The sequence below is a fragment of the Paenochrobactrum pullorum genome, from assembly GCF_041929845.1.
GTDB lineage: Bacteria > Pseudomonadota > Alphaproteobacteria > Rhizobiales > Rhizobiaceae > Paenochrobactrum > Paenochrobactrum pullorum.
The window spans coordinates 89,373-108,194 of sequence record NZ_JBHEEH010000008.1; the positions used below are offsets into that span (position 1 = coordinate 89,373).

The 18,822-nt window shown below is 46.4% G+C and carries 20 protein-coding genes and 2 tRNA genes; 10 read left to right on the top strand and 12 right to left on the bottom strand.

Annotated elements, in window-relative coordinates; all coding sequences use genetic code 11:
- Positions 1-311: 311 nt before the first annotated feature.
- The 3 genes from thrS to JNC77_RS12255 all read right to left on the bottom strand — a co-directional run bounded on the left by thrS (position 312) and on the right by JNC77_RS12255 (position 3,278).
- Complete coding sequence (gene thrS, locus JNC77_RS12245; protein ID WP_374832888.1) at positions 312-2,291, bottom strand: threonine--tRNA ligase; 1,980 nt, start codon at positions 2,289-2,291, stop codon at positions 312-314.
- A gap of 160 nt (positions 2,292-2,451) precedes the next feature.
- The gene (gene yidD / locus JNC77_RS12250) at positions 2,452-2,829 is read right to left on the bottom strand and encodes a membrane protein insertion efficiency factor YidD (protein WP_374832890.1); all 378 of its coding nucleotides are present in this window, start codon (positions 2,827-2,829) and stop codon (positions 2,452-2,454) included.
- Entirely contained in the window at positions 2,829-3,278 is a 450-nt protein-coding gene (locus tag JNC77_RS12255) for an iron-sulfur cluster assembly scaffold protein (protein ID WP_374832892.1), read from the bottom strand. Before JNC77_RS12255 ends, yidD begins: the two co-directional genes overlap by 1 nt.
- A 362-nt stretch (positions 3,279-3,640) precedes the next feature.
- Here JNC77_RS12255 and folE point away from each other — a divergent pair, with 362 nt between their 5' ends.
- From folE to JNC77_RS12280, 5 genes are all read left to right on the top strand, one after another.
- On the top strand, positions 3,641-4,225 hold the full coding sequence (gene folE, locus JNC77_RS12260; RefSeq protein WP_374832990.1) for a GTP cyclohydrolase I FolE: 585 nt from the start codon (positions 3,641-3,643) through the stop codon (positions 4,223-4,225).
- Between the two features lie 24 nt (positions 4,226-4,249).
- Positions 4,250-4,666 carry a phosphoribosyl-AMP cyclohydrolase gene (gene hisI / locus JNC77_RS12265; protein ID WP_374832894.1) on the top strand — a complete coding sequence of 139 codons (417 nt, stop codon included), beginning with the start codon at positions 4,250-4,252 and terminating at the stop codon, positions 4,664-4,666.
- 349 nt (positions 4,667-5,015) lie between these two features.
- Positions 5,016-5,100 (top strand) — tRNA-Leu (locus tag JNC77_RS12270).
- Between the two features lie 466 nt (positions 5,101-5,566).
- Complete coding sequence (locus JNC77_RS12275; RefSeq protein WP_374832896.1) at positions 5,567-5,818, top strand: hypothetical protein; 252 nt, start codon at positions 5,567-5,569, stop codon at positions 5,816-5,818.
- 84 nt (positions 5,819-5,902) lie between these two features.
- Positions 5,903-7,177, top strand: a complete 1,275-nt coding sequence (locus JNC77_RS12280; protein WP_374832898.1) for a Y-family DNA polymerase — start codon at positions 5,903-5,905, stop codon at positions 7,175-7,177.
- Positions 7,178-7,506: 329 nt separating this feature from the next.
- On the opposite strand, the gene JNC77_RS12285 is transcribed toward JNC77_RS12280, so the two are convergent.
- Entirely contained in the window at positions 7,507-8,109 is a 603-nt protein-coding gene (locus tag JNC77_RS12285) for a nitroreductase family protein (RefSeq protein WP_374832900.1), read from the bottom strand.
- A gap of 301 nt (positions 8,110-8,410) precedes the next feature.
- On the opposite strand from JNC77_RS12285, the gene JNC77_RS12290 reads away from it, so the two are divergent.
- Both JNC77_RS12290 and JNC77_RS12295 read left to right on the top strand, forming a co-directional pair.
- The gene (locus tag JNC77_RS12290; RefSeq protein WP_374832902.1) at positions 8,411-8,659 is read left to right on the top strand and encodes a hypothetical protein; all 249 of its coding nucleotides are present in this window, start codon (positions 8,411-8,413) and stop codon (positions 8,657-8,659) included.
- A 172-nt stretch (positions 8,660-8,831) separates the two neighbouring features.
- Positions 8,832-9,305, top strand: coding sequence for a GNAT family N-acetyltransferase (locus tag JNC77_RS12295; protein WP_374832904.1), 474 nt, complete (start codon positions 8,832-8,834; stop codon positions 9,303-9,305).
- A gap of 118 nt (positions 9,306-9,423) precedes the next feature.
- On the opposite strand, the gene JNC77_RS12300 is transcribed toward JNC77_RS12295, so the two are convergent.
- The 5 genes from JNC77_RS12300 to JNC77_RS12320 all read right to left on the bottom strand — a co-directional run bounded on the left by JNC77_RS12300 (position 9,424) and on the right by JNC77_RS12320 (position 12,920).
- Entirely contained in the window at positions 9,424-10,479 is a 1,056-nt protein-coding gene (locus tag JNC77_RS12300; protein WP_374832906.1) for a linear amide C-N hydrolase, read from the bottom strand.
- 112 nt (positions 10,480-10,591) lie between these two features.
- Positions 10,592-10,933 carry a DUF6616 family protein gene (locus tag JNC77_RS12305; RefSeq protein ID WP_374832908.1) on the bottom strand — a complete coding sequence of 114 codons (342 nt, stop codon included), beginning with the start codon at positions 10,931-10,933 and terminating at the stop codon, positions 10,592-10,594.
- 26 nt (positions 10,934-10,959) lie between these two features.
- On the bottom strand, positions 10,960-11,730 hold the full coding sequence (locus JNC77_RS12310; protein ID WP_374832910.1) for a DNA alkylation repair protein: 771 nt from the start codon (positions 11,728-11,730) through the stop codon (positions 10,960-10,962).
- A complete protein-coding gene (locus tag JNC77_RS12315) occupies positions 11,727-12,224 on the bottom strand; it encodes a MarR family winged helix-turn-helix transcriptional regulator (protein ID WP_374832912.1) in 498 nt (165 codons plus the stop codon). Before JNC77_RS12315 ends, JNC77_RS12310 begins: the two co-directional genes overlap by 4 nt.
- A gap of 111 nt (positions 12,225-12,335) precedes the next feature.
- Positions 12,336-12,920 carry a nitroreductase family protein gene (locus JNC77_RS12320; RefSeq protein ID WP_374832914.1) on the bottom strand — a complete coding sequence of 195 codons (585 nt, stop codon included), beginning with the start codon at positions 12,918-12,920 and terminating at the stop codon, positions 12,336-12,338.
- Between the two features lie 294 nt (positions 12,921-13,214).
- Here JNC77_RS12320 and JNC77_RS12325 point away from each other — a divergent pair, with 294 nt between their 5' ends.
- The 3 genes from JNC77_RS12325 to JNC77_RS12335 all read left to right on the top strand — a co-directional run bounded on the left by JNC77_RS12325 (position 13,215) and on the right by JNC77_RS12335 (position 15,930).
- Positions 13,215-14,228 (top strand): RgsD C-terminal domain-containing protein, encoded by a 1,014-nt coding sequence (locus JNC77_RS12325; protein WP_374832916.1) that lies wholly within the window; start codon positions 13,215-13,217, stop codon positions 14,226-14,228.
- 60 nt (positions 14,229-14,288) lie between these two features.
- On the top strand, positions 14,289-15,011 hold the full coding sequence (locus tag JNC77_RS12330; protein WP_374832992.1) for a competence/damage-inducible protein A: 723 nt from the start codon (positions 14,289-14,291) through the stop codon (positions 15,009-15,011).
- 70 nt (positions 15,012-15,081) lie between these two features.
- On the top strand, positions 15,082-15,930 hold the full coding sequence (locus tag JNC77_RS12335; RefSeq protein ID WP_374832918.1) for a universal stress protein: 849 nt from the start codon (positions 15,082-15,084) through the stop codon (positions 15,928-15,930).
- A gap of 171 nt (positions 15,931-16,101) precedes the next feature.
- On the opposite strand, the gene JNC77_RS12340 is transcribed toward JNC77_RS12335, so the two are convergent.
- The 3 genes from JNC77_RS12340 to JNC77_RS12350 form a co-directional block, all read right to left on the bottom strand.
- Entirely contained in the window at positions 16,102-17,490 is a 1,389-nt protein-coding gene (locus JNC77_RS12340) for a TolC family outer membrane protein (protein ID WP_374832920.1), read from the bottom strand.
- A gap of 139 nt (positions 17,491-17,629) precedes the next feature.
- On the bottom strand, positions 17,630-18,292 hold the full coding sequence (locus JNC77_RS12345; protein ID WP_374832922.1) for a protein-L-isoaspartate O-methyltransferase family protein: 663 nt from the start codon (positions 18,290-18,292) through the stop codon (positions 17,630-17,632).
- 319 nt (positions 18,293-18,611) lie between these two features.
- A tRNA-Asn gene (locus JNC77_RS12350) sits at positions 18,612-18,686 on the bottom strand.
- Positions 18,687-18,822 lie beyond the last annotated feature (136 nt).

The window sequence follows — 18,822 nt, forward strand, 5'->3', positions numbered from 1 at the left end:
AATCAGAGAATAGCCCGTTCGGCAAAGAATCAGGCAAAAAACTATATAAAGCTCTTAATTTCATAGCCACATCTGCAGATAATGGGAACCCGAAGAGTAAGCTTTGTTACCATTGTTGCACTTTGAAAAAGCTTTAAAGTCAATTCGGCACCAAATCATGGCAAAGAGTAAAGCCCGACCAAATAGTTGCGTAACATTTTTTGTAGCCGCTTGTTTTGCAGCCACAACAAAAAAACACGGCACCAACCAGACTTTCAAAGTCTGACCAATGCCGTGATTGCATATCAATTATTTAAAGCCAAACGCCTTAATCAGACGTTTTCGTTTTTCAAACGCACCAAATCCGGTGGTGTTGCCTCTTTCACCAGTGATGCAACAGCCTCATCAAGGCTCATGGACGATTGGTCACGTGAACCAAGACGGCGGATATTGACGGTGCGCTCTTCCGCTTCACGATTACCGCAAACCAGAATAACCGGCACTTTCTGCAGTGAATGTTCACGAACCTTATAATTGATCTTCTCATTGCGAAGATCGGTCGTGACCTGCAAACCGGCAGCTTTCAGCGTTGCAGCCACATCGCGCGCATAATCATCTGCATCGGATGTAATCGTTGCCACAACCACCTGAATTGGCGCGAACCACAAAGGCATATGACCGGCAAAATTTTCGATCAAGATACCAAGGAAACGCTCCATTGAGCCGCAAATCGCGCGGTGAATCATCACCGGCTGCTTCTTCTCGGAATCATTACCGATATAGAAAGCACCGAAACGTTCCGGCAAATTGAAGTCGACCTGTGTTGTTCCGCATTGCCATTCACGACCAATCGCATCACGCAGCGTATATTCGAATTTCGGACCGTAGAACGCGCCCTCGCCTTCGAAGATCGACGTTTTAATTTCCGGAGACTGTTCTTTAATTGTCTCCAGAACTTCCATCATCACACCTTCGGCGCGATCCCAAAGCTCATCCGAGCCGACACGCTTTTCAGGACGCGTCGACAATTTGATCGTTATGCCTTCAAAGCCAAAGTCTTTATAGACAGACAAGATCAGGTCATTGATACGAAGGCATTCTGCCGCCAACTGTTCATCAGTACAGAACACATGCGCGTCATCTTGCGTAAAGCCGCGAACACGCATCAAGCCATGCAGAGCGCCTGATGGTTCATAACGATGCACATTACCAAACTCAGCCAAACGAATTGGCAGATCGCGATAGGATTTCAAACCATGTTTGAAAATCATCACGTGACCCGGGCAATTCATTGGCTTCAACGCAAAGACGCGGTCATCATCAGTGTCATCACCGGCAACAGTTACCTTGAACATATTGTCGCGATACCAGCCCCAGTGACCTGATGTTTCCCAAAGGGATTTATCAAGCACCTGCGGTGCATTAACTTCCTGATAGCCGTGATTGTCCAGACGACGACGCATATAACTGACGAGTGTCTGGAACATGCGCCAGCCTTTAGCATGCCAGAACACAACGCCCGGCCCCTCTTCCTGAAAATGGAACAAATCCATTTCACGTCCCAGACGGCGATGGTCGCGCTTTTCAGCCTCTTCAAGCATTGTCAGATAGGCTTGAAGGTCTTTGTCGCTGGCAAAGGCTGTACCGTAAATACGCGTCAGCATCGGATTATTGCTGTCACCACGCCAATAAGCACCAGCGACTTTCATCAGCTTGAAAGCATTACCCACCTGACCGGTAGATGCCATATGAGGACCACGGCAAAGATCAAACCAATCACCCTGATAATAAATATTCAGGTTCTGATCTTCCGGAATAGCGTCAATCAGCTCAACCTTATAGCTCTCGCCTTTGTCGGCAAAAACTTGCTTGGCTTTATCGCGCGACCAGACTTCCTTGCTGAAGGCTTTATTGCGACCGATAATCTCGCGCATTTTCTTTTCAATCACCGGCAGATCATCCGGTGTGAAAGGTTCGTTACGCGCAAAATCGTAATAAAAGCCGTTTTCGATCACAGGGCCGATGGTAACCTGTGTACCGGGAAACAGTTCCTGCACAGCTTCTGCGAGGATATGAGCACAATCATGCCGAATAAGCTCAAGCGCGCGCGGGTCTTCGCGGGTCAGAATTTCCACATCACCAGAAGCGCCGAGCGGATCGCTCAGATCACGGATGGTGCCATCCATGACATAGGCCACAGCTTTTTTCGCCAGTGATTTGGAGATTGATTCTGCCAACTCCGCGCCGGTCATGGCACTGTCATATTCACGTGACGAGCCATCAGGGAATTTTAACGAAACAACATTCGACATAATTTTGTCCTTATCCAGTCCCGCCAACGATTGCGGGTGGTTGTCTTCATTGAATTGATTATTTTGATTGCAAACTAGATTTTTCAAGAAAATTCTAAAGTTTACAGTCTGCACAAGCTCATAAATGTTTTTGCAGCCAAGGTAAAGCTTTCAAGCCGTATCAAGCTTTGGTTTTGCGGGCGATAAGCCAATAGCGCCACGGCTTATACCAGCGATAACTCTCCGGAATTGCCTGCGGCACCGGATCAAAACCATCAGTACCAAAAGGTCCGCAACGCATTACGCGAAAAAGCCCCATCCAGCCACCGCTCCACAAACCATACCGCGCAATGGCTTCATAGGTATATTCCGAGCATGTCGGCAAATGGCGGCAGGAATTGCCGATAAAGCCCGATAATGTCAGTTGATAAAGCCGGACGAAACCGGTGCCAAACAACCGCCCCGGCGTTTTTCTCCATGCACCATTGAAATTGCGCCCCATATAGGGCTTACGCTCTGCCTTGGCTTTGGGCGCATGATCATGACCGCAGCCGCACATCAGCCAGCCTGCCCCACATGTTCGCCCTGCTCAATTTGTGTCAGGCAATCCACCACCGCGTCAAACACCAATAATGTTGACGCATGGCGCGCCCGATAATCACGCACAGGCGCAAAATATTTAAAATCGCCAAAACGTCCCTTCGGCGCATCACCGTTATTTTTCAGCATTTCATACATGCACTCACGTAAAGTTTTCAGCTCTTCCGGTGTCGCACCAATGATTGTGCGCGCCATAACCGAAGCCGTTGCCTGCCCTAAAGCGCAGGCTTTTACATCTTGCCCGTAATCACTGACAATTCCATCAATCACGTCCATATCTACGATGATGGTCGATCCGCATAATCTGGAATGCGCCTTGGCGCTTGCCTGCGGGTGTTCCAGGCGCTCGGTCTTGGAAATACTACCGGCAAACTCCAAAATCCGCTGATTATAGAGATCGTCAATCATGGCTCAATCTGTCTCGCAAATCCGATAAGGCACACATAATAATAAACATGCCCTTTTTTTGATGCTGTTTCCATACTATATAATCATCTGATAAAGCTTGCGCCATAGTTTAAGCCAGCATAGCGATAATTGTCGTGCAATCTTTAAGTATTTCAGCTAATAGCTGTTAAGCTTGCGATAGCCAGACCAAACAAATACTCTTTTATTTAAAAGAGACAAAAATCCTTCCAATACACACCTGCAATCTATCAGGTTTAATATGTATTGCCGTTCAACTCGTCTCCTCCGCGAAGGAGACTACGGGAGATACTAAAATGGATCATCCATGCGACAACAAGATTGAAGCCGCTGTAAATAGTGACATGATGGCAGCTGTAAAGCGCCCGTCACAACAAGAAGCCGAAGCAGCAGTACGTACCTTATTGCTCTGGGCTGGCGAAAATCCCGATCGTGAAGGCCTGCTGGAAACGCCAAAGCGCGTCGCCAAATCCTATAAAGAACTTTTTGCCGGTTATGGAGAAAATCCGGAAGACATTCTCGGCACCACTTTCGAGGAAGTCGGCGGCTATGATGATCTGGTATTGGTGAAAGACATTAGTTTCCACTCTCACTGCGAGCATCATATGGTGCCGATCATCGGCAAGGCACATGTGGCCTATCTGCCGGATGGCGAAGTTGTCGGCCTTTCCAAAATTGCCCGCACGGTCGAAGTCTTTGCCCGCCGTCTGCAAACACAGGAAAATATCACCGCCCAAATCGCTAACACAATCCAGACGATTTTAAAGCCACGTGGCGTCGCTGTTTTATTGGAAGCAGAACATATGTGCATGGCCATGCGCGGCATCCGCAAGCAAGGCTCCAGCACCATCACCACCACCTTCACCGGTGAGTTCCGCGATAATGTCAACGAACAGGTTCGCTTTATGAGCCTGATCCGCGCATCTTGATTACAAAAGTTTGAAGAGAACCGCATGAGCGTTGAATTTTTGTCCCAGAGCGAATGCACAAAACACGAAATTGAAGAAGGTTCCATTTTCGCTCCCCGTTTTGACAGTAACGGCCTGATCACCGCAGTTGTCTGCGATGCGCGTGACAACACTATTTTGATGGTCGCTCATATGAACGCGCAAGCACTCAGCCTGACACTGGAAACAGGTATTGCCCATTACTGGTCGCGCTCGCGCCAGCAATTATGGAAAAAGGGCGAAACATCCGGTAATTTACAAACGGTTGTTTCGCTTAGCACTGATTGCGATCAAGACGCACTCTGTCTTCATGTGGAGGTAGCGGGCAATGGCCCTACCTGCCACACGGAAAGACGCTCGTGTTTTTACAGGCAAGTCAGTCTCGTTGATGGCGAAACCCGTTTAACAATCAAAGCAGAGTAATTTTTTTAAAGATCTCACCCCACCGGTGAGGTCTTTTTTCTATGTAAGTACCTCAACGAGATTCGGGCGCATGAATCCAATTCAGCGAAAAATCAACCTGACAGTGTCCCGCAATTATCTCCACAACTTACAAAACAACTATTGTGGAAAACCTGTTTCTTTTCTCGCACATGCCAGATCGGATCAGAAGGCCGGAAATACTGGCTTTTTGCTGCATTGAATCATGAAAAACGTAATTGCAGCAATGTTTTACGAAAATAATCATGATAATTTTATTATAGGGCTTGTGCAGTCATAAGTGATTTGCTAAATCGCCTTCACCGAAGCAGTTCGGTTTCTACCACACAGTGCGGTCGTGGCGGAATTGGTAGACGCGCAGCGTTGAGGTCGCTGTGGGGCAACCCGTGGAAGTTCGAGTCTTCTCGACCGCACCATTCTCTCCTTACGAGGATTGAGATTTAATTAACAAATTCAATTCGTTAGTTTAAAGTTATATTTTTACAATCCCTCACCATACCGCCAAAAACCTCCATTGATTTTATTATGGAACTTAAATTAAGCCATCACCCTTTCACCCTGCAATAACCGGCAAACGCTACCGGCCAAATGTCGCAAACGCGCCTCCAATTGAAACGGCGACGATTGATATAAGCATCATCGCACCACTCCGCGTTTAAACCACTTCCTGATTCCTTCCCCCTCTTTAACCGAGTGTCCAGTACGTCAAGCTTTTGGTGGCTTGGGCGCGCCAGACCGCTCGCCATATTGTTTTTGAAACATCACAGACAATGAAAACATTAGTGTATTTCGTGTTTTCCACACCCTACCACAAGGAACATATGCCTAGATATTGACAAATATTCCTATTTCGTTCACCTTAGAACAAAAGGAGTACGAGTCATGAGCAGCAATGTCCAAACAGCCGAAAAGTTCATTGTAATCCCCTATCGTAAAAATCGCCGTAACTTAGTCGCCGCAGAAATGAGACCAACACAAACCGCAGAGAGTGCGACAAGGATTGCTGGGCTCATGGCAGAACGCTTTGCCGGCGTTGTTGCTTATGCAGTCACGGTAGACACAGAAACAGGCGATATGAATAACCCACGCCTGCTCGCCTCTTATGGCGAAGTTCCAGCACAACAAGAAGACTAACAACCAATTCACATTTTGTAGACATGAACTTGCGCATTTTGTTGCGTGAGATTGATGTAACTCGCCTTAGTTTAGGAAAAAGTTATGCGTAAGCCGGAAACGATTGAACGGCTATATCTGGACTTTGACGGCTTCTTTGCCAGCGTTGAGCAACAATGCGACAAACGTCTGCGTGGCAAGCCCATCGGAGTTGTGCCTTTTGCTGGCACCGACCGGACAGCCGTGATTGCATGCTCAAAGGAAGCCAAAGCGCGCGGCGTGAAGAACGTTATGAAAATCAAAGACGCCATGCAAATTTGCCCCGATCTGATTCTGGTGCCACAAAAGCCTGATCTGTACCGCCGCGCGCATAATGCCCTGCTCTGCGAGATAGAAACTATTATTCCCATTGATGCAGCCAAAAGCATTGATGAGCTGACTTGTGTGCTGGATGAAAATGGTCGTCAAAATCCTGAAGCTCTAGCGCAAGCAATCAAGACACATCTTGCAGAAACAATCGGCCCATACATCACCTGCTCAATAGGATTTGGAGCTAACAGGCACTTGGCCAAGATGGCATGCAAGGCTGGCAAGGAGGCAACCAAACGAGCAGGTAACTCTGGCAACGGCTTAGCCGTCTGGCACCCTCACCTGATGCCTGCCCCACTTTTTGAGGTGCAGCTGGAAGACATTCCGGCAGTCGGTCGCAACATGGCACAAAGATTATACCGCCATAATATCTATACGACTGAGGCACTTTATAACCTTCAGCCGAAACACATGCGAAAAATCTGGAACAATGTCACCGGCGAGCGCCTTTGGTATGCTCTGCACGGTTACGACATTCAGACACAGCCGCAAAAGCGCGGCATGTTCGGCCACGGTCGTGTGCTGCCGCCTGAAGCCAGAAGCATCAATGGTGCCTATGAGATTTCAAGGCTACTGCTCACCAAAGCTGCCAGACGGTTAAGGCGCGAGAACTATTATGCCGATGGCTTATCGCTTTGGCTATCCATCCGTGATGACGGATGGTTTCGCAATATCAAAATTCCGACCGTCAATGACGATCAAGCCATCCTGTCTGCCTTACGAGAACTATGGGACATGGTGCACCGTGATTTTCCACGCGGCCTCACCATTTTGCGTGTCAGCGTGACGCTTTACGATCTAAGCTCTGCCGATGCACGTCAGATGGATATGTTGAACAATGACGATATGATGCGCCAGAAATGGGAGAAAGCCAGCACAGCCATCGATAGCTTAAACAATCGCTATTCCAAAACCATGGTTAGTATGGGCGAATGGAAACCACCGGCAGGCGGCCATGTTGGCGGCAAGATAAGCTATGTGCGCATCCCATCGCCTGAAGATTTTTGGTGATCAAATGACGCGTCTTTATGGATTAAGCCACAATGACCTCTACTCTTTTTCATCAGGGATAATGATCTATCCATTTGAATTATTAAAAAAACAAAACAACGCTAAAAAACTTAAATACAAGATGGATAAAAATCTCATAATATAGACGCCTACAAATTTAAAACTTGGAAAAAATAATAAAGCCCCGCATAAAGCGAGGCTTTAAATATTTTATCTGCAAATGATCTGAAAAATTAGAATAGCCGACAATTGTTTACCAACAAATTTTTCATTGATTATTAGCATCAGCCTTCTTTCATTATATTATGAAAGCTAAACTCTTTTATATATTATCCAAACACCTTGAAACGGGCAGAATCATCAATAAATGTTTTTTCCGCAAATGGTGCTTCATTGGAACCAAAAGGCATTTGGGCGATTAGTTTCCATGAGGATGGAATATCCCAAGTTTTTGCCACTTCATTATCGATCAGTGGGTTATAATGCTGAAGACTGGCACCGATTCCAGCTTCGGCAAGAGCTGTCCAAACAGCAAATTGAGCCATACCTGCAGAGTGCTGTGAAAAGATCGGGAAATTATCGGCATAAAGCGGAAAGCTTTCCTGAAGCTTCTTAACGGCATCCTGATCTTCATAAAATAAAATAGTACCTGCACCAGCTGCAAAACTGTTCATTTTGGCTTCAGTTGTCGCAAAAGCATCAGCAGGTACAAGTTTACGCAATGTTTCTTTGGTAATCGACCAGAGTTTTTCACTCTGCTCCCCAAACAAAATAACAGCACGTGATGTTTGTGAATTAAAGGATGATGGAGCCAATTTGATTGCTTTTTGAGCCAAATTTATAACTTCATCTTGAGAGATCGGCAGGTTTTTACCCAAGGCATATTGCGTGCGTCTTTTGCTGATCAGCTCAATTGTAGTGCTGGTTGTCATAAGATCGGTACCTTTACATTTCATCTATATTTTATTGACCGCCTGACCTCAATTTCGACCGGGCTTAAAATCTTGCACTGTACATAAGTGACTAATTGTGAATTGACTAGATTGAAGAACAGAACGGTGTGTTAATCACATGAATACAATCATTAAGGCTTGCACGAATCAAACCGGGCTTCGTGTCTGTATAGCTGCCTCTACCGTATGAAGTTTGTGCCGTTAACCGGTTCCAATCAAAATTCAATTGACTTTTTTGCGTCAAAGAACAAATAAAGAACGGTCAATAAGGTCTCAATCAATGACAACTGAAACAGCTTCTGAAAAATACATCATCATTCCATATCGCAAAAACAAACAAAAACTTGTTGCCGCTGAAATGCGGCCAGCGCAATCTGCTGTCAGTGCTGAAAGAATTGCTGCTGCAATGGCAGAGCGTTTTGCAGGTGTTGTGGCCTATGCCGTTACGATTGATGAAGAAACCGGTGACATGATGGAGCCGCGGTTACTCGCCTCTTTTGGCGAAGTACCGGCTGAACAGGATGATTAAACTTCTCACAGGATTCTGCCTGGAGCAGGTCTCCCAAAAGTGGGCACCGGTTTTGGGATAAAGACAAGCCTAAAAACAAAACGCTAGAGCGAGCACAGTGGATATGATTAAGTGCGACACGCTCTAGTTTAGGCTATCTGCAAGTAATCATTTAGAAAAAGGCAAGCTTTGCATGGTGATTAGCATCGTTACGACTAAGGAAAGGCCCGAGCTGGCACAAATTACCGGCGCATGGCGATGGGAGGCTTTCTTCAGTGATACGGATGTTTCTCTTCAAGATGTTGTCGCGATAGATGTCGCATGTACAAGTGAAGCGGATATTTTACCAACCGTCTGGGTTCTGTTAAAGGATGAACAGGCCATTGGTATGATTACACTTTGCCTTGATGATTTGGAAAACAGACCTGAACTTAATCCTTGGCTGGCAGGACTTTACATTGTCCCGCAATATCGAGGCCAAGGTCATGCTTTACAGTTGATTGCACATCTCGAAACAGAGGCCGCAAAAGCAGCCATCAAACGTTTATCGCTCTATACCGAGGGATCCGTCGGACTTTATTCAAAAGCCGGTTGGAATGTAATTGAAACCTTTGATGAAAAGGGGGGTACTTATTCCATCATGCAAAAACAGTTTAATTTGAGCTGATTGAATTTTCAGCTTACATAATATGCAAAAAAGGCGGGAAATCTGGAAGCGGTCACTATAACAACTGCCCCTTTATTTTCCCGCCTTTTTTTGACATTCCGTTAGTTTATTTGGCAGTTTATTCCGCTTGTTCAAAAACGAATGGTTCGGCATCAACGAATTTATCGGATACTTCACCAACCATAATACGCCCCATGTCCACCCCTAGATCCAGTTTACGGACTTTTGCACCTTCCGAAAAATCCAGCTTTTTCAAATCCACCCAAAATACATTGGGGGCTGTGGCTGATTCTGCTTGAAATTGCAGCGATTTTTGATCTGCCACAATGCGCCAGCGCGTTGTTGACAGATTGGGTGCATCCGGAAGGCTGACGCCATAAGGCACAGACGCATTGCGCACCACACTGAAAACCGCGGCTGAAGCAATACGCGGATCATCTGTTTGTGTGACGGCATTCACATAAAATCCGGCACGAACAAAGCGGTCTTCAGAGCGGCCGCTCCCCGGCAAAAAGTTCAAAGAATTGATCTTTGACCAATATTCTTTGTTGGCAAGCTGGAAATCATATGCAGGATCATTGGTGACCGCCTGATATGCCCGGTCATGGTGGATATTCAATTTACCATCGATCCATTCCAGAATGGCACTATCGCCGCTCGAATCGGAAAGTGTCAGATGTAGAGGTGCCAGACTGCCGGGGCGCCCCGGAACTTCACCACTAACGACCTGAATCGGGTTTTGACGGGTATAATCAATGGCTTCTTTAACACTTGCAAATTGATCCAGATAAAACTGAGCCCAAATTGCCAGCGACATACGCGGTGTTTTTTTGTCATCAGCGGGATATTGTGATGCATTCAACCAGAGAAGGCTGGCATTAAGACCTGCTTCATTCATGCCGTCTACGGTTGAAATATCATAGCCGGAAACAGCAAGGCTTCCATATTTGGATGTCCATTTAACCGAACGTTCACCAGCCTGCCCCCCACGCTCCATACCTTTCGGGAAAACCCAGAAATTGCTGATCATCGGATCTTTAAAATCCATACTGCGGCCGGTCAATACGCGCCCTGCTTCACCGTGATAAACCACGCGTGTGCAAGCCTGCACTTCAGCGGTCATTAGAGCCGCAATTGCCGTTAAAGCAGCTGCAAATTTGGTATAGCGATACATAGTAACCACCTATTCATTGAAGGACTGGTTTCAGTTAAATTGCAGTATAAACAATAACAACTTTATATTATTTGAAAATAATGTTCACTATCATGTTTTAAATATTTTATCGTCAATTGAGTGCGATCAATTGTTGCAAATGATCATTAAAATCACCGCCTTCGCCACCCGCATTAATGGTGTCAAAATAAGTATGCCAACCGGACTGGGCAATACCATTAACTAATGCATCGAGTGCCACATTATCGTTGCAGCGCCATATTGCATAAAAACTATTTTTGCTTGAAGAAAGTTTGGTTTGATCAATAGTGCCCAAAGAAATCGCTTCCACACCGAGAGCCGCCAAAGCTGGCATCGCTGCGCCAACCTGATTTAAAAAATACAAGCGTTCCTCAGATGATAAATTCAGCCATGCTTGTTTGGGGCTGTAGAGCTCAGCAAGATAATGCGCCATTATTTTTTCCTTTGAAATTTAAATACTCAGTTTCGAATCGAGCGCATTGCACGTTTACAAATGCGTTGGGTTGCCTTTGAGGGCAAATTTTCCATCCACCGCAAACATAAGTCCTGAACCCAATCAGCACGATCTTTCGATGCATCATTGAGCCAGTTTGCAACCGAATCCTGCACATAAGGAGAAGGATCAGCTTTGAGCGCCTCCAGTAAAGGCATAACTATTTGTGGATTTTGTTTTAAAATGCCGATATGGGCGCACCATACTCCACGCGGGCGCAGAGATTCAGTTGCGAAACGACGAATATATTCGCTGCTGTTTTGTGTCCAAGGCTGTAATAAGTTGACCGCTTGTTCGATGTTTTTAGCCAAGTCATCACGAACAGCCATCCACGACCATTCACGCACCCCAAAATGGCGATCATCAGCCAGTGGTTTAATCGCGTCCAAACGTTGCGGCAGCGTTAAATCCGTTTGCTGTCCGGTCATAAAGCATACCCATCCACGAACCGTATCAGAAGGGTGCTTTGAAAGTTTTTCGATAAACGCAGTGCCATATTCGGCTAAAATGAAAGTCGCCATCAAACGCATTCGCCTGGAGATACCTGCATCTGCCTGTGCTTTTATCTCCGCAAGTTTTTTTTCGCTGAGATCAGGTAAGACTTGCTGAACCAGTTCTCTAAAATCCACCGCCAGACATTCGGTCAGATTTGTGGTTTCGACACCATGGTTCAAAGCATACAAACGTTGCGGCGTAATATCTTTTACGCCGCGCGATTTGTTTTGTGTTTCGCTCATGATGAACCACCATCTAAATTTTTACGAATACGCTGCAAGAAACCATCTAATGATTTTCGCTCTTCATCAGAAAAGCCGGCAAACAAGGCTGAAATCCATCGCGTATGTTCGTTAAACAGTTCATGCGCTGTTTTGCTGCCCTGCTCTGTCAGCATGATCGTGATTTTGCGCCTGTCATCCGGGCTTGGGCACCGTTTGATGAATTGATCGCGCTCCAAGCCATCAAGAAGCCCCGTAATTGTTGCGCGCGTGACACCTGCCCGCTCTGCCAATTCAAATGGTGACAAACCATTGAGCTGTCCGTTTAGCAAAAACAGCAGCACAAATTTTCCCTCAGAAAGACGATATGGCGCAAGACGCGCTGCGCAATCTTTGTCGATCGCACCAGCCAATGCCAACAACTCAAAACAAGCATACAGATTATCGGTCTGCATTTGGCCGCGCCGCTCTGTCTCTTCAATAAGCGCCAGATGTTTTTGTTCTAAATTTTTCATAAGCTGACATATAATATGGCGCCTAACTAAAATCAAATAAAAAAAGACCAAATCCGGAAATTTATAAAACACCGGATTTGATCCCATTCAAACACTTAAAAAACGCTGAACTTACTCGCTCCACGGCCCTTGATATTCACTCACCTTGGCTGTCATATCTGCCCGCGGACGTTCAGGAACATCGACCTGCGATGTACCGATATGAATAAAACCTGCGACACGCTCATTTGGAGCAAGACCTAGAATTTTAAGCCCCTCTTCATCACGAGAGTACCAATTGGTGATCCAATTGGTACCAAATCCCAGCGCATTGGCTGCGTGGCATAAATTCATTGCCGCAGCTCCGGCAGACAAGAACATTTCCCATTCCGGAATACGCGGATGTTCAACCGGTGAAGACACAACACCAACAACCAAAGGTGCGCGATCAAACCGTTTCAGCTCCTGCTCTTTACGGCCATCTGTTAACGGGCCTTCAAGCGCTTCCGCGCGCTCTGCCAATAATTGCCCCACTTTTTGGCGTGCATCGCCCCGATAGATAATGAAGCGCCATGGCGTCAAACGTCCGTGATCCGGCACACGCGCAGCAAGTTTTAAAATCAACTGCAGCTGATCTTCATCAGGCCCGGGTGCAGAAAGCGCAGAAATGGGCGTCGAGTGACGCTTGGAAAGAAATTCAATAACCGGCTCTTGCATTTACAGACCTCATTCAACAGTTCATTCAACGGCTGGCAACTGCGAAAGCAGCCGCTTTTCCATTCTGATGGCGAATAAAACGAATGGTTTGTCGCTTGCCATTCATTTGACAGAGATAAGTTTCATTTTACACCAAAATGATAGAATTCTTTTTTAAGGCTTCGGTATTTTAAAACAAGCAGAAGCTTCGTTTTTTCCGACCATTTTATGAGTTTTGTCATCAACAAATAAAATAAATCAGAAAAAGACAATTCAGGCCTTGAAAAGGCCGTCAGACTGGTTTCAAAAATAGATATGTCATATCAACTGTTCCGTTTTTCTTTTGCTAATTTTTCGGTGCGCCTTGGTGCAAGCCTTTGTGCTGCGTTAATGGCCGTAACTGCCGGCACAGCGCCCCTGATGGCCCAAGAATTAAACATCCAGCCGAAGCTGCCGGATTTGTCACATATTCTGCCGCCAAGTACAGACCTGAAGCCGCTGCCTTTTTCCACGATGAGCGAACCGGAGAAAGAATATCCCGAGCTCGTTTTAAAGGCGAAATTAACCGATGAGTCGCCAGATATTACCAACGGATTGATTTGGCGGGTTTTTTCACCTGATGCTGGCGATGATGGCCAGTTGCCGCTGATTGCAACAGCAAAAGGCGGAACAGTAACATTTACACTACCTAAAGCCAGCTATCTGGTTCATGTTGCTTACGGACGTGCGGGCGCCACAAAACGCATTACCATGCAGAATGAAGCACGCCATGAAACCATGGTGCTTGAAGCCGGCGGCCTTAAACTGAATGCCGTTTTGCCTGAAGGCAAAAAACCGATTGCCGATCTCTTGCGTTTTTCCATTTATGGTGATGATGACACCTCCAACGACAGGTCGCTGATCCTGCCTGATGTAAAACCGGATGTAATTACACGTTTAAATGCCGGCACCTATCATGTGGTTTCCAATTATGGCGCTGCAAATGCTGTCATTCGCGCGGATATTCGCGTTGAAGCCGGTAAATTGACAGAAGCAACAGTTGAGCATCGTGCAGCCAATATCACGCTGAAACTGGTACGTGAAAAAGGTGGTGAAGCACTGGCTGACACCTCATGGTCTGTTCTCAACGCCTCCGGCGATGGTGTGCGTGAAAGTGTTGGTGCCTATGCTTCCATGGTTTTGTCGGAAGGCGAATATATCGCTATCGCAAAAAATAAAGACCGGATCTATCAACGTGACTTCAAAGTGGTTTCCGGTCAAAATGACGAAGTTGACGTGATTGCCAGCGCCGAATTTGAAGCCAATAATGGTACGATCGATAATGAATGATATTTCAGACAGGACATAGCCGTGACAACTGCGCATCAGGATGAAACCGTCAAAGCTGCCATGCTTGCCATTGGTGATGAATTATTATCAGGGCGCACCAAAGATAAAAATATCGGTTATCTAGCTGAAATAATGACCGAAATCGGTATTGATCTGAGCGAAGTGCGTATCGTTCCCGATGATGAAGCGCGTATTGTTGCCGCCATCAATGAATTGCGGCAGCAATATCATTATGTTTTCACCTCAGGTGGTATCGGTCCTACCCACGATGATATTACCGCCGATGCGATTTCAAAAGCTTTTGGCGTTGCATGCATTTATGATGAAAAAGCTCTGCAAATGTTGGCGGAAAATTATAAAAGCCGCGGCCTTGAGTTTACCGAAACCCGAAAACGTATGGCACGGATGCCGCAAGGCGCTGTGCATATCGACAATCCGGTTTCGACTGCGCCTGGTTTTAATATTGGCAATGTCTATGTGATGGCCGGAGTGCCTTCCGTATTTGAAGCCATGCTGCATAATGTTGCCCCGACATTGCAAACCGGCAAAAAACTGTTGTCGAAAAGTGTCGATTGTCCGTTTGGTGAAGGTGTTATCGGCATCCCCCTTTCACAAATTCAAGAAAATCACGCGGATACAATTATCGGCTCTTATCCGAGTTTTAAAAACGGTAGTTTTTCAACGCAACTCGTTGTGCGTGGTCATGAGCAAGGCGCTATTGATGCAGCCGTGCGAGAAATTCAGTCAATGCTTGACGATTTATTGGCAAAACAAGTGCAATAATTTTTATCATTTTTATACAAAAATCTGAAATCTGTGCTTATATATAATAAGTACATCAGGAGGTCGAAGAATGTCCTATAAGACCGTACTCGCCTATATCAGAAGCGAATCTGAACTACCGCGAATTTTATCTGCTGTTGAGTTGGTTGTTGCCAAACATCCGGATGCCCATATTGTCGGGCTCTACTCTATTCCGGCAGCTGCAGTTTATGCCGATATTAACGGATTTATTGATCCGGGCATGTTCGAGATGCATGATAAGCATCACGATGAAAACGCCCTAAAAATCAAAAAATCCTTTGATGCCGCCATGAAGAACGGCACCAATAGTTATGAATTCCAGATTATCAAATCCGATACCGGAACCGGCGCACAAGGTGCAACCCAGATTGCCTGTGGTGCAGACTTGATTATTACCGGCCAAACAGATCTTGATGATCCTGATATCGCCAATGATGCAATTGATACATTGGTGTTCGACAGTGGCCGCCCTGTCCTTATGGTGCCTCTCAAACCTGTTAATCCGATCAAGGCGCTTGACCGCATTGCCATTGCCTATAATGGCAAAAGAGAAGGCTCGCGCGCTGCAATGGATGCGCTGCCATTATTAAAAACCGCTGAAAGGGTCGAATTGCTCTGGATTGATCCTCCGCTTGATGATCAGGGACAAGGTATTATCCCTCAGGCGCAAGAGCTGGCAAAAGCACTCAACCGTCACGGCGTTGATATCAGCATACAAACACTGACATCATCCGGCCGCTCGGCCATGGAAACCTTGCAAGAATATTTGCAAGCGACCAATACAGATATGATGGTGATGGGCGCTTACAGCCATTCACGGCTGCGTGAACTGGTTTTTGGCGGCATGACAAAATCTGTCCTCGGCAATATGCCCGCACTGACATTATTCTCTCGTTAAACCAATTGAACAATCAAAATAACACCGGAACACCATTTGCTCCGGTGTTATCTAAAAAACTGCATCGAACAAAAAAGCGCATCTCTAAATCGAGATGCGCTTTTTATCTGTAAAATATTTTAAAAAGCTATTCAATTTCAAATAAATAACTTTATTTCTTAATGTTTTAACTTACCGACCATCCGGTGTACGCAAGCCAATCCATTTATCTTTAACAGCTTCATAATGCTGCTCTGGCTTATATTCTGCTACCTGAAGGCTCAGATGACGAGCAGTCATGCGACCGGAAGCATTAAGAATTGCATAGCTGGCAACAACCAGATCATGTTGTGCCTTAACCTGCGCAATTTGCACATCGGTCAGATCATTCTGCGCCTTCAACACATCAAGCGTTGTTCGCTGACCAACATTCCGCTCTTCAATCACGCCTTCAAGCGCCAATTGTGCAGCAGAAATACCGGTACGTGTTGAAACCACATTGGCTTTTGCAGCTTCATATTGCGCCCAAGCTGAGCCGATACCCTGGCGAACCTGATCGCGGATGACATCAACTTCAATACGTGCTTGACCGAGCTTCTCTTTGTTCTGACGAACCAATGCAGACGTACGGCCACCCTGATAAATCGGAATAGTTACCCCCAAACCGATAGAAGCACTGTTTCCATCGGTAATGCTGCTATTGGTACCACCTGCATAAGTGTCAGTACGCGATGCCCCGGCGTTCAAATTAACACCTGGCAGCAAGGCACCTTCAGCCGATTTAACATCATAACCAGCGGCATCAACTGCATATTGAGTTGCCAGGATGCCCGGATGCGTATCATTGGCAATTGCCAGTGAGGCGGCAGGATTGCGCGGCAACAACTTGTCGGCCGGCGATGCAGCAGAAAGTTTATCCGGCTCGGTACCAATAACTTCTCGATATGCTGCTTCTGCAGACTTCACATTGGCCTTGGCAGCGTTCAAAGATGCAACAGCATTGGCACGGCTTGCTTCCGCCTGAGCAACATCGGTACGTGTCCCTTCGCCAACATCAAGACGGGCACGCGCGGCACGAACCTGTTCGTTCATCGCGGCCAGATTACGCTCATAAAGCGCTGCAATCTGACGAGCCTGATAAACATCCATATAAACGGTAACAGCACCATAAAGACTGTTCATCTCTTCGTTTTTAAGCTTCTCACGGGTTGCGAAAACCATCGATTCAGCAAACGCTACTTTGTTTTGGGTTTGAAACCCGTCAAAGAGCATCTGATTAAGCTCAACACCTACCTTTCCAACGGTTGCGTAGGTATTGCCCAGTGAATTGTGGCTACGCGAGCGAGCGACATTATAAGAGCCGTTAACTGTCGGACGGTAGCCGGATTTAGCAACAGCGACACCTTCGTCGGTCGCCCGCAATCCGGCGCGAGCAGAGTTAAGCTTGGCATTATTATGATATGCCTTTGTCAAGGCGCCTGTCAGCGTATCTGACCAGGCTGAACCGGACATCAATACGGAACCGGCTAATAATGCAGCTGTCAAAATGTTCTTGCGCGCCTTGTGCACCGTAAACCTCATCTCATTAAGTCAAATATCTACCGAACCAACTAGTTCGGTAACGTATCAATAACCATAAAACCGTTTCATTTCTAGCGCCCAAGACAACAGATCAACAAACAATCTCAGCAAGGTTGCAGATTTGCCTCAATCTTTTGGTTCAAAATGTAAATTCGGCTTTACGAGCAAATTCACGAAGCGGTTTTACCGACAAATTAAATGCATCACGACAAGAAACAACAGCATTTTCCTTGGTATAAACCCGTGCAATACCGAGGTTTCCTTGTCCTTCAACTGTTACCAGCCTACCGCCATCCTTAAGCTGGTCTTTCAGTGTTTGCGGCACAAAATCCGCGGCACCTTCGATCAGGATGACATCATAAGGTGCTTGCGCACTATGACCAAGGCCAAGTTCGCCGGACACGATCACAACATTGTCATAACCAAGAGAGCTCAAAACCGAGCCCGCCCGATCTGACAAATCAGAATCACTTTCCAGCGCAATGACCGAGCCTGCAAGCTGTGAAAGAATTGCAGCCGCATAACCACTGCCCGCTCCCACATCCAAGACCAGATCACTTGGCTTAATCTCTGCCAACTGAATGAGTTTTGCAAGAGGTGAGGGCTCCATCAGATAACGAGAAGCATCATCCTTAAGCTGAATGTCTTCATCAATATATGCAAGCTCTTTACGATTTTCCGGAACAAATGCCTCACGAGGCACTGTCAGAAACGCGTCCAGAAGCGCCAGATCAGTGACATCAGTGGTGCGGATCTGGTTATCGACCATTTTGGTACGAAGGTTTTGAAAATCAGCCAACATGGCCTCGCCTTTCAGTTACTCGCTGCTCACACGCAGTATCGGTTAGCAAGCACATTGAGAGAGATACGACATTATCAATGCCCTGAGCCCCCTCAACGATATGCAATTGGATATTCACATGTGATGTCGCAAAAAAACTCTGTCCAGTCAATCAATAGACCGCGTGACGAAACAGCACTTAGTCAGATTGATTCTGCTGAAGGTAACTTAAAGACCAAAAAAGAACACGGGAAACGATCAATGCAAAAACATGCACTATGGCTGATGCAGATTTTATCTGTTGATGAAATCTGAAGAACGATTTGCTTTTGAAGAAGAGTGGCTCCCCGGGCCGGATTCGAACCAGCGACCAACCGGTTAACAGCCGGTTGCTCTACCACTGAGCTACCGGGGAACAGTGCTCTATAAGCAATATGCTTACGTTTTAACTGAAAATCAACTGCTCTTCTTGACAAGAAGAGTGGCTCCCCGGGCCGGATTCGAACCAGCGACCAACCGGTTAACAGCCGGTTGCTCTACCACTGAGCTAC